Genomic DNA, 10871 nt, shown 5'->3' on the forward strand with positions numbered 1-10871 from the left:
GCGGCGCGCCGCGCTTTCGGTGTGCCGGGGCCGGGACCGGGGCGCCGTCGCGCCTCACTGTTCCGCCTCGGCCTTCCCGCGGTCCGGTGCGCGCGCCGCCGTCAGGAGGCCCCGGACCGCCAGGAGCGCGCCCAGGCCCAGGATCGCCGCGGCCACCCACATGCCCACCGGGCCGCTCAGCGGCAGCGAGATGCCGATCCCGCCGCCCACCACCCACGACATCTGCAGCAGCGTCTCCGAGCGGGCGAACGCCGACGTGCGGACCACCTCCGGCACGTCCCGCTGGATCAGCGCGTCCAGCGACAGCTTCGACAGCGCCTGCGTCAGGCCCGCCACCGCTCCCAGCACCGCGACCATCGCCCCACTGAAGAAGACCGCCGCCAGCATCGCCGCCCCGCACACGGTGAGGATCATCGTGGCGATGATCACTTCCGGCGCGTGGCCGCGCTCCTTCAGGAGCGAGCCCACCGCCGTCCCGCAGGCGTTCCCCACCCCCGCCGCCACCGCCACCATCGCCAGCGACACCGCGGCGCTCTGCCCCGACAGCGGATGCTCACGCAGCAGGAACGCCAGGAAGAAGATCAGGAACCCCGACAGCATCCGCTGCGCCGCGTTCGCCTGCAGCCCGTGCAGCACCGAAGGACCCACCGTCCGCAGGCTCGGTTTCTTCTCGCCGTGCGTCAGCAGGTGCGCCCGCCGCTCGCCCTTCGCCGAGTCGACCTTGTGCGGCATCCGGAACGCCCAGTACCCGCCCAGCAGGAAGAGCGCACAGGCCCCGTAGAGCGGCCACGCCGGCCCGACCTGTTGCAGCCCCGCCCCGATCGGCGCGGCGATGCCGGTGGCCAGCAGGCCCGCGAGGGTGACCCGCGAGTTCGCCTTCACCAGGGAGAAGCCGTGCGGCAGCAGTCTCGGCACGACGGCGCTGCGCACCACCCCGTACGCCTTCGACGCCACCAGGACGCCCAGCGCCGCCGGGTACAGCTCCAGACCGCCCGTGGACACCGCCGCCGACATGGTGATCGCCAGCACCGCCCGGGTCAGCATCGCTCCGGCCATCGCGGCGCGGCGGCCGTGCGGGATGCGGTCCAGGAGCGGGCCGATCACCGGGGCGAGGAGGGTGAACGGGGCCATCGTGATCGCCAGGTACAGCGCCACCCGGCCGCGCGCCTCGTCGGTCGGGACGGAGAAGAAGACCGTGGAGGCGAGCGCGACGGTGATCATGACGTCGCCCGCGCCGTTCACGGCATGCAGCTCGATCAGCTTTCCGAGGCCCGACTCGCCCGCGCCGTGCGCGTGCGTCGCCTTGCGGATCCCCTTCGCCGTACCGGTGAACGGCAGGTGGAGGGCGCGCCCGACCGCCCGGCCCGCTCGGCTGAGCGGCCCGGCATGATCGTGGGATCGTGCGGACGACCGTGCGGCTGCCACTCCGTCATAGTGCCCCACACCCGTCCCGTACGAACCGTTGGCGCGGCCCGGCGGCCCTCATCGGCACGGCGCGGACGGGGTCGGGGTGTCCGCGATACGGGTCACTTGGGGCGGGCAGGTGGGCGGCGGGCGGCGGAGGGGGTAGCGTGCGTAGCGCGCCACCGGCGGAAGTTCTCGGCCGCGCGCCTCTTCGGCATCCCGCAGAATGGATGACGATAGGTGTGCCCGAGACACGCGAGACACGTCGGGTGCGGACGTCGATGCGGCCCTCTGGTCCGCTCCGCCCGCCGCCCGTAGCTCCCGCTCCCGCTCCTCGGCCCGGCGCACCCGTGAGACGGCGTAGGAGAGAAGCGAGACCTGTGAGTGCTGCGACGACGCGAAGCCGTACTGCGCGTACCCCGCGTACCCCCGACCGCCTGTGCGCCGAGGCGGTAGACCTGGCGCGGGCGGCCGCCGAGGAGGCGGCCGCACCCGGCATCGTCGGGGCGCACGTGGAGGCCGTCGCCGAGGGCGACCGGGTGGTCACGCACTTCTTCGAGTGCAAGGAGCCCGGCTACCGCGGCTGGCGCTGGGCCGTGACGGTCACGCGCGCCTCCCGGGCGAAGAACGTCACCCTGGACGAGACCGTCCTGCTGCCCGGATCCGACGCGCTCCTCGCCCCCGAGTGGGTGCCGTGGAGCGAGCGGCTGCGGCCGGGCGACATGGGGCCGGGCGACCTGCTGCCGACGGAGCAGGACGACCTGCGGCTGGAGCCCGGGTACTCCGGCGAGGACGCGCCGCCGCCGAACTCCGCGGTCTCGGAGGAGATGGCCGACCATCTCGACGCCGAGGACGCCGAGATCGTGTCCCGTACGCCGTCCCGGGGCGCGATCGCCTCGGTCGCCGAGGAACTCGGCATGCGACGCGCCCGGGTGCTGTCGCGGTACGGGCTGCACGTGGCCGCGGACCGGTGGGACGAGTCGTTCGGGGCGAAGACGCCGATGGCGCAGGCCGCTCCCGCCTCGTGCGAGTCCTGCGCGTTCCTGGTGCCGCTGGCGGGCTCGCTGAAGCAGGCGTTCGGTGTGTGCGCGAACGAGTTCTCGCCGGCGGACGGGCGCGTCGTGTCGCTCGCGTACGGCTGCGGCGGGCACTCGGAGGCCGCGGTCATGCCGAAGCCGCCGCGGCCCGCGCCGCCGGTGCTGGACTCGATGGGCGCGGACGAGTTCCCGCTGCGCCCGGCGAAGGACTCCGGCTCGACGACGGAACCGGACGGCACGTCGGAAGACCTGGGCCACTCGTAGCCCCGGCCCCGTTGCGGGCCTGCGTTCCGCAGGGCGGGACGGGTGGGCACAGCGGGACGGCGCCCCGCAGGCACCTCCGCCCTTGAGTCCCGAGCCCCGAGCCCCGGGACCCTGGACCGTGTACGTGCCTCGTGGTGTGGGGTCGGTCGGAGCGGACGCGCCCGCGAGGGCGCCGTCCCGTGTGCCCACCCGTCCCGCCCCGGCGGGACGATTGCCCACACGGGGTAGGACGCTCGCCCCGGGTCGGCGGGGGCCCGGCCCCGTGGCGTTCGCCGACTCGCAGGTCGCGGTACCTTCGGGCCCCGGCACAATCCCGCCCCGCAGAGTGGAGTCAGACGTGAGCTTCAGCGTCAGGACGTCGACCGACGGAGCCGACCCCTTCGGTACCGCCCGGCTGCGGAGAGGCGTGCTCGATTCCTGGGGCGCCGGGCCCGCCCGGTTCCGGGAGGACGCCAACGCCGAGGAGGACCTCGCCCTCGGCGGCTACCGCGACCGCCTCGTCGTCGAACTCGCCCAGAACGCCGCCGACGCCGCCCGTCGCGCGGGCGTGACCGGAAGGCTCCGGCTCACCCTGCACGCCGCGGGCCCCGACGCCCCCGCGATCCTCGCCGCCGCCAACACCGGCGCCCCGCTGGACGCCACCGGTGTCGAGTCCCTGTCCACGCTCCGCGCCTCCGCGAAGCGCGGCGAGCAGGACACGGGCGCCGTCGGCCGCTTCGGCGTCGGCTTCGCCGCCGTCCTCGCCGTCTCCGACGAACCCGCGGTCCTGGGCCGCCACGGCGGTGTCCGCTGGTCCCTCGCCGAGGCCCGCGAGCTGGCCGCCGAGGTCGCCCGGCACAGCCCCGGACTCGGCGACGAACTGCGTCGCCGCGACGGGCACGTTCCGCTGCTGCGCCTCCCGCTGCCCGCCGAGGGCACCGCACCGGACGGCTACGACACCGTCGTCGTGCTCCCGCTGCGCGACTCCGCCGCCGTCGACCTCGCCGAACGGCTCCTCGACTCCATCGACGACGCCCTCCTCCTCACCCTCCCCGGCCTCGCCGAGGTCGTGGTCGACACCTCCGAGGGCGTACGGACGCTCCGCCGCTCCGAGGAGGGCGGGCACGTCCACATCGCCGACTCCGCCACCGGAACCCACCGCTGGCGGACCGTCAGCCACGGCGGCCCCCTCGACCCCGCCCTGCTGAAGGACCGGCCGGTCGAGGAGCGGCTGCGCCCGCACTGGTCGGTGACCTGGGCCGTGCCCGTCGACGGCGACGGCGCTCCGCTGAGCCCCCGTACCGCGCCCGTCGTCCACGCCCCCACCCCCACCGACGAACCGCTCGGCCTGCCCGCCCTCCTCATCGCCTCGCTGCCGCTCGACACCGCCCGCCGCCACCCGGCACCCGGGCCGCTCACCGACTTCCTGGTCGAGCGGGCGGCCGACGCGTACGCCGAACTCCTCGCGGACTGGCAGCCGGTGACAGTCGCCACGATCGACCTGGTGCCCGGGCTGCTCGGCAAGGGCGCCCTGGACGGGGCGCTGCGCGCGGCGATCCTGGAGCGGCTGCCGAGGGTGGCCTTCCTGGCCCCCGAGGCGCCGTCCGAGGACGTGCCCGCCCTGCGGCCCGTCGAGGCGGAGGTGGTGGAGGGCGCCGGCGCCGACACCGTCGCCGTCCTGGCGGAGGTCTTCCCGACCCTGCTGCCCGCGGGTCTGGAACGGCGGCCCGAGCTGCGCACGCTGGGCATCGGACGGGTGCCGCTGACGGAGGCGATCGACCGGCTGGCCGGGGTGGACCGGGCGCCGTCGTGGTGGTGGCAGCTGTACGACTCGCTGGCCGGCGTGGACCCGGACCGGCTCACGGGCCTGCCCGTCCCGCTCGCGGGCGGGGACGCCGAGCGTCCGTACGACGAGAGCCCGGACGAGGACCGCGAGGAGAAGCCCGGCTCCCGGATCAGGACCACCATCGGCCCCCGTCACGTCCTGCTGCCCCAGGACCACACCCCCGCCGACCTGGCCCGGCTCGGCCTCAAGGTGGCCCACCCGGACGCCGCCCACCCCCTCCTGGAGAAGCTGGGGGCCCTGCCCGCCACGCCCCGCGCCGTGCTGACGACTCCTCAGGTCAGAGCCGCGGTCGCCGGCTCCCTCGACGCGGGGGAGATCTGGGACGAGGACGCGGACGCCCTGGACGCCGACGAGCTCGCCGAGACGGTCCTCGCGCTCGTCCGGGACGCGGAACTGGAGCCCGGCGACGAGCCGTGGCTCGGCGCCCTCGCCCTGCCCGACGAGGACGGCGAACTCGCCCCCGCCGGTGAGCTGGTCCTGCCGGGCAGCGCCTTCGCCGCCGTGATGCGCGAGGACGAACTGGCGCTCTGCGACGCCGAGCTGGCCGAGCGCTGGGGTGAGCAGCCGCTCGCCGCCTGTGGGGTGCTCGCCAACTTCGCCCTGGTCCGGGCCACCGACCTCGTCCTCGACCCGGACGAGCTCGAACCCCGTGAGAGCGACTTCGCCGAGCCCGACGACGCCGGGCTGCTCGACGCGGTCGATGTGTGGTGCGAGGACGTCCTCGACCGGCTTCCGGAGGCCGTCGTGCCACCGGTGGCGACCGAGATCGTCGCCGTACGGGACCTGGACCTGGTCGACGACGACGCCTGGCCGCAGGCGCTGGCCCTGCTCGCGCAGCCGCCGCTGCGGGACGCGCTCACCCAGCCGGTGCGGATCCTGATGCCGGACGGGACGACCGAGACCGTACGGTCGTACACCGCCTGGTGGCTCCGCGACCACCCGGTTCTCGACGGTCGCCGCCCGGCCGGTCTGCGGGCCGCCGGTACGGACCCGCTGCTCGCCGGCCTGTACGACTCCGCCGACGCGACCGGTTTCGAGGACGAGCAGGTCCTGCGGGCCCTGGGCGTGCGGACCTCGGTCACCGCGCTCCTCGACGAGCCGGGCGGCGCGGCGGAGCTCCTGGCCCGGCTCGCCTCCCCGGAGCGTGAGGTGACCGGCGCGCAGTTGCACGCGCTGTACACCGCGCTCGCCGATCTGGACCCCGAGCAGGTCACCCTCCCCGACGAGCTGCGCGCGGTCGTGGACGGGGAGCTGCTGGTGGTCGACGCCTCCGAGGCGCTGGTCGCGGACGCCCCCGACCTCCTCCCGCTGGCCGGCGGGCTGCCCCTGCTGCCGGTCTCCCCGTCGCGGGCGGCCGATCTGGCGGAGCTGTTCCAGGTGCGGCGGCTGAGCGAGTCCGTGGAGGCCGAGGTCACCACGGTCGGCGAGGAGCACGAGGTGCCGCTCTCGGTGCACGCGCTCCTCGGGCCGGCGACCCCGGACTCGTACGTCGAGCACGAGGAGCTCCGCGCCGCGGGCGTCGAACTCGACTGGCGTCGCACCCCCGACGGCACGATCCACGCCGCCACCCTGGAGGGCGTCGCCGCGGGTCTGGCCTGGGCGGCCGGCCAGTGGCCCCGCCGCTTCGAGGTGGCGGCCCTGCTGGAGGACCCGTCGAGGACGGCGGAACTGGCCAGGGACCGCTGGTTCGACTAGAGCGCTCTTCCTGATCGGAACGGACGGCCGGGGCCCCGGGAAGGGGCCCCGGCCGTTTCCTCTTGACCAGCAGGGCCGGCCGACTGCATAGTATCTAACGAGACGATACGGATCGTCTCGTCAGGTTGGCGGTCGAGGAGGGGCAGTGCGCGTCACCGTCCTCATCCCGTCGAGGCCGCCGACCCCTCGGTCGCGGGTGCGTAGACGAGCACCGCGACGCCGGTGTCGAGGACCTCGGTGCCGATGAGTCGCAGACGGTCCCGGAATCCGTCGGCGGCGAGGCTTCCGCCGCCCGCGATCACCGGGTGGACCCAGAAGTGGATCTCGTCGAGCAGTCCGTGGGCCAGCAGGGTCTTGGCGACGGGTCCGAAGCCGTACATGAGGATGTCGCCGCCCGGCCGTGCCTTCAGTTCGGTGATCGCCTCGACGGCCTCGTCCCGGGGGATGACGGTGGTGGCGCCCCAGTCGCCTTCGGAGAGGGTCGAGGAGACCACGTACTTGTCGATGCCGTTCATGCGGTCGGCGAAGGCGTCGGAGCCGGCCCGCTCCGACCACGCCGGGGCGAAGTTCGCGTAGGTCTCGCGCCCCATCAACAGGGCGTCGGCGGCGAACAGCAGCTTGTGGGCGTACCGCTCCAGGTCGTCGCTCCAGTGGTCGAAGGACCACTGGTCGAGCTTCTCGATGTCTCCGTCGAGGGAGAGGTACGTCGAATTGACGATCTTGCGCATGGCTGTTCGGCTCCTCGGTCTCGGGCCCGTCGAGCGGGTCACCCCAGCATCGAGATCGGCCGATCGGCCGACAAGACCGGAAGAGAGCACGCTCCGTTGAGCGTGGCTACACGACTGAGCGCGGCCGCACGACGAGGAGACGCATGCTGGAACGACTGGAGCTGGAGGCGTTCCTCACGCTGGCCGAGGAACTGCACTTCGGCAGGACGGCGGAGCGCCTCCACGTCACGAAGAGCCGTATCAGTCAGACCATCAAGAGGCTGGAACGCCGTGTCGGTGCCGCGCTGTTCACCCGCAACAGCCGCAGCGTGGCGCTGACCGACGTGGGCAGGCGGCTCCGTGACGACCTGTCGCCCGCGTACGAACGGATCGGCCTCGGTCTGGCCCGGGCGATCGCGGCAGGGCGGGGCGAGCGGGCCAGGGGGGTGCTGCGGGTCGGCTGGTCCGCGCCGTGGTGCGGGAACCTCGTGGTGCGGGCCGCGGACCTGTTGCGCGCGCGACACCCGGACTGCGAGGTCGAGACCGGGGAGATCCAGCTGTGCGATCCCCTCGGAAGGCTGCGGGCCGGCACCGTCGACGTGCAGCTGACCGCCTTCCCCGTCGTCGAACCGGACATCGTCACGGGACGGTCGGTGTTCGCGGAACCCCGGGCGCTCATGGTTCCCGCGGATCACCCGTTCGCCATGAGGGAGTCCGTCTCGCTGGAGGACCTCGCCGACTGCGTGCTGGTCACCCTCGCCGACGCCCACGTCCCCCGCTACTGGATGGACCGTCACTTCCCCCGCCGGACTCCCGCCGGCCGCCCGATTCCGCAGGGCCCCGCGACGAACTACTGGTCGGAACTCCTGGTGCACGTGGCCACCGGTGCGGGCGTCAGCCCCGTCGCCGCCCGGGCCGAGCGGTTCCATGCCCGGCCCGGGCTGGCCTTCGTGCCCCTGCGCGACGCCCCGACCGTCGACTACGGCCTCATGTGGCCCGCCGCCGGCCGGAACCCTCTGCTCCTTCCCTTCCTGGACGTCGTCGACGAGCTGGCGCCGTCCGCCGTCCGGTCCGGTCCCGGCGGGGCCAACTGGCCCTGTGACTGCCCGCCCGACGGGGGACGTGCCCAGAGATCGGCGGACCGCTCCGGAGAATAGTGGTGATATCGATCTATATTCCCGGTTCATGACGCAGCAGAAGGCCGGCCTGCTGGGCGGCGCCCCTTCCGAGGAGGGCCCCGACCGGGCCACCTCCGACCCGGCCGTCCCCCCTCGGCAGGAAGACCGCGGCCCCGGCCGTGGACCGGCGGCTCGCGCCCTGGACGGGGCGGCGCGACGCGCCGACGCCTGGGCCGCGACCTGGACCACCGGGAGGTCGTACGCGGCGATCGGGACGGCCTGGCTCCTGACCCGGCTCGTCATGGTGTACCTGCTGGTCCAGGACGACATCGGCGTCAGCAACGTCTCCTCCGAGGTGGCGTTCCTCTACCCCGGGTGGTCCGCGCAGCTGGCCGACGGCTCCTTCCCCGTCGGCGACGTCACCTGGCAGTACCCGCCGGGCGCCGGACTGCTGTTCCTCTCCCCGTCGTTGCTGCCCTTCCTCGACTACTTCGCCGCGTTCCTCGTGCTCACGCTCGTCGCCGACGCGGTGGTGACGGTGGCTCTGGCCCGCCCAGGCCGCAGGCTCGCCGGGGCCTGGCTGTGGACCGCCGGGCTGCCCATGCTCCTCAACCTGCCGCACGGGCGGTTCGACATCCAGGTGACGGCCCTGGCCGTCCTCGCGCTGCTCGCCGGCCGTCGCCGCCCGCGCCTCGGCGGGGCGCTGGCCGCGTTCGGAGCCCTGATCAAGGTGTGGCCGCTGCTCACCCTGATCGGTACGGAACGGGGCCGGACCACCAGGGACGCCTGGATCTCCGCCGCCGCGACCGCCGCCGCGCTGCTGACCGTCCTCGCCGTGGCCTTCCGGCACAGCTTCGACTTCCTGACGCAGCAGGGCGCCCGGGGCGTCCAGATCGAGTCGCTGGGCGGCACGGTGCTGTCCCTGATGCGGGCATCGGGAATGCCGATCTGGGTCGAGACGCGTTACGGAGCCCTGGAGTTCGCCGGCGAGCAGGTGGCGACGGTGGCCCAGCTGTCACTGATGACGACGGCCGCCGCCTTCGGCTGGCTGATGTTCTGGCGGGGGCGTGCCTCGCGGTGGACGGAGGCGACCCCGTTCGACGCGGCGCTCACCGCGATCCTCCTGTTCACCGTCACCAGCCGGGTGATCAGCCCGCAGTACATGGTCTGGCTGCTGGGCCTGGCGGCGGTCTGCCTCACCTCCCGGCTCACCACGCAGCGCCCGGTGGCGTGGGTCCTGCTCGCCGCGACCGCGGTGACGGCGTTCGCGTACCCGCTCCACTACCTGGAGGTCATGCAGGGCACGGCCCTCGGCAACACGCTGATGGTCGCCCGCAACGGCCTCCTCCTCACGGCGGCCGTCCTCTCCTGCCGCCGCCTGTGGACGGCGACGGCCAAGGACCCCTCCTAGGAAGCCCGTTCACCCAGCCGTGCCACGCCTACACTGCCGGGCATGGCATGCCGAATCAGCGAACTGGTCATCGACTGCGCCGACCCCGAGCGGCTCGCCGCGTTCTGGAGCGAGGTCCTCGGCTATGTCGAACAGGAACGGGAGGAGGACGGATCCATCGCGATCGGGCCGGCCGACGGCGGTTTCGGCGGTCCGCTGCCCATCCTGATCCTCAGCCCCAGCGACGCCCCGCGGACCGGCAAGCTGCGCCTGCACATCGACGTCAGCCCCACCGACCGCGACCAGGACGCCGAACTGGAGCGGCTGCTCGCCCTCGGCGCCAGGCGGGCCGACGTCGGCCAGACCGGCGAGGAGAACTGGCACGTCCTGGCGGACCCGGAGGGCAACGAGTTCTGCCTCCTGCACACCCGCCTCAAGCCCCTCTGACGCCCACCCCCGAACCCGCTGACCACGGGCGTTGCCGAAACCCCACGGGCCGTACACTCCTCGCACCTTCATGATCCGGCCGGGGGGCCGGATTCCGTTCGTACGAGTCCCAGGGGGGACCCCATGCGCCTGCGCGCGCTCTTCCGTACCGGCCTCGCGGCCACGCTGGCCGTCGGGGGCCTGGCGACCGCCGCCCTCGTCGCGCCGTCCGCCCAGGCCGCCACCGGTAATCTGCGGATCACCAAGGTCGTCGTCAACGGCGGCAAGGACATCGTCCTCGGCACCGCGGCGAAGCAGGTGACGGTCACCGCCACCATCAGCGAGGACTCCCCGCTGACGGACGTATGGCTGGATCTGGAGCAGCGGTTCGGCGACGATGTGCGGTTCCACGTCGCCGGCAGAGCCACCTGCTCCGGCTCGGGCACGGTGAAGACCTGCTCCCGCGCCTTCACCCTCGACCCGCGCTCGGACATGATCACCAGCAGGTCGGCGGGCCCCAACGGCTGGGTGGCCTACGCCCAGGTGGACGCCAAGGACGGGGACTTCCAGAGCGGGTACTTCCCGTCCGTCGCCCTGCGCCGCCAGACGGTCGTGACGATGGACGCCGGCCCCGAGCCGGTGCGCAAGGGCGCCGCCCTCACCGCCTACGGCCGGCTCACCGCGGCCAACTGGGACACCAACACCTGGACCGGTCTGTCCGGGCAGTCGGTCCAGCTGCAGTACTGCGCGAACCCGTGCAAGGCGTACACCACCGTGCGGACCGTGAAGACGAACTCCACCGGTCATCTGAAGAGCTCGGTGACGGCCTCGGCGGACGGCTACTGGCGCTGGTACTACCCGGCCACCACCTGGGCTCAGCCCTACCTCTCGAACGCCGACTTCATCGACGTCCGCTAGTATTCTGAGTCGGGAATTCTGTTCAGATGTGTAGGCTTGCTGCATGGCGCGGACGGGGCGGCCGAAGGCCGAGTTGACGTTGTCGGA

General features: G+C 73.6%; 8 protein-coding genes. 6 read left to right on the forward strand and 2 right to left on the reverse strand.

The genetic code is table 11. The annotated features are described in order from the left end of the window. Window positions 1-54 precede the first annotated feature (54 nt). Complete coding sequence (locus AB0D99_RS34295; protein WP_362371632.1) at window positions 55-1425, reverse strand: MFS transporter; 1371 nt, start codon at window positions 1423-1425, stop codon at window positions 55-57. A gap of 359 nt (window positions 1426-1784) precedes the next feature. Between AB0D99_RS34295 and AB0D99_RS34300 the strand changes: the two genes are divergently transcribed. Both AB0D99_RS34300 and AB0D99_RS34305 read left to right on the forward strand, forming a co-directional pair. After that, window positions 1785-2705 carry a DUF3027 domain-containing protein gene (locus tag AB0D99_RS34300; RefSeq protein ID WP_362371635.1) on the forward strand — a complete coding sequence of 307 codons (921 nt, stop codon included), beginning with the start codon at window positions 1785-1787 and terminating at the stop codon, window positions 2703-2705. A gap of 325 nt (window positions 2706-3030) precedes the next feature. After that, window positions 3031-6225 carry a molecular chaperone Hsp90 gene (locus tag AB0D99_RS34305; protein ID WP_362371638.1) on the forward strand — a complete coding sequence of 1065 codons (3195 nt, stop codon included), beginning with the start codon at window positions 3031-3033 and terminating at the stop codon, window positions 6223-6225. A 161-nt stretch (window positions 6226-6386) separates the two neighbouring features. On the opposite strand, the gene AB0D99_RS34310 is transcribed toward AB0D99_RS34305, so the two are convergent. Further along, the gene (locus AB0D99_RS34310; RefSeq protein WP_362371641.1) at window positions 6387-6953 is read right to left on the reverse strand and encodes a dihydrofolate reductase family protein; all 567 of its coding nucleotides are present in this window, start codon (window positions 6951-6953) and stop codon (window positions 6387-6389) included. 143 nt (window positions 6954-7096) lie between these two features. Between AB0D99_RS34310 and AB0D99_RS34315 the strand changes: the two genes are divergently transcribed. The 4 genes from AB0D99_RS34315 (at window position 7097) to AB0D99_RS34330 (ending at window position 10784) form a co-directional block, all read left to right on the forward strand. After that, window positions 7097-8089 (forward strand): LysR family transcriptional regulator, encoded by a 993-nt coding sequence (locus tag AB0D99_RS34315; RefSeq protein WP_362371644.1) that lies wholly within the window; start codon window positions 7097-7099, stop codon window positions 8087-8089. A gap of 28 nt (window positions 8090-8117) precedes the next feature. Next, on the forward strand, window positions 8118-9461 hold the full coding sequence (locus AB0D99_RS34320; RefSeq protein ID WP_362371647.1) for a glycosyltransferase 87 family protein: 1344 nt from the start codon (window positions 8118-8120) through the stop codon (window positions 9459-9461). A 42-nt stretch (window positions 9462-9503) separates the two neighbouring features. Further along, window positions 9504-9887, forward strand: a complete 384-nt coding sequence (locus AB0D99_RS34325; protein ID WP_362371650.1) for a VOC family protein — start codon at window positions 9504-9506, stop codon at window positions 9885-9887. A gap of 123 nt (window positions 9888-10010) precedes the next feature. Then, entirely contained in the window at window positions 10011-10784 is a 774-nt protein-coding gene (locus AB0D99_RS34330) for a calcium-binding protein (RefSeq protein ID WP_362371653.1), read from the forward strand. Window positions 10785-10871 lie beyond the last annotated feature (87 nt).

This window comes from Streptomyces sp. NPDC047971 (assembly GCF_040653355.1).
Classification (GTDB): Bacteria; Actinomycetota; Actinomycetes; order Streptomycetales; family Streptomycetaceae; genus Streptomyces.

Coding starts and splice junctions, on each gene's coding strand:
- AB0D99_RS34310 (WP_362371641.1), bottom strand. CDS start 6,953: ATGCGCAAGATCGTCAATTCGACGTACCTCTCCCTCGACGGAGACATC.
- AB0D99_RS34315 (WP_362371644.1), top strand. CDS start 7,097: ATGCTGGAACGACTGGAGCTGGAGGCGTTCCTCACGCTGGCCGAGGAA.
- AB0D99_RS34320 (WP_362371647.1), top strand. CDS start 8,118: ATGACGCAGCAGAAGGCCGGCCTGCTGGGCGGCGCCCCTTCCGAGGAG.
- AB0D99_RS34325 (WP_362371650.1), top strand. CDS start 9,504: ATGGCATGCCGAATCAGCGAACTGGTCATCGACTGCGCCGACCCCGAG.
- AB0D99_RS34330 (WP_362371653.1), top strand. CDS start 10,011: ATGCGCCTGCGCGCGCTCTTCCGTACCGGCCTCGCGGCCACGCTGGCC.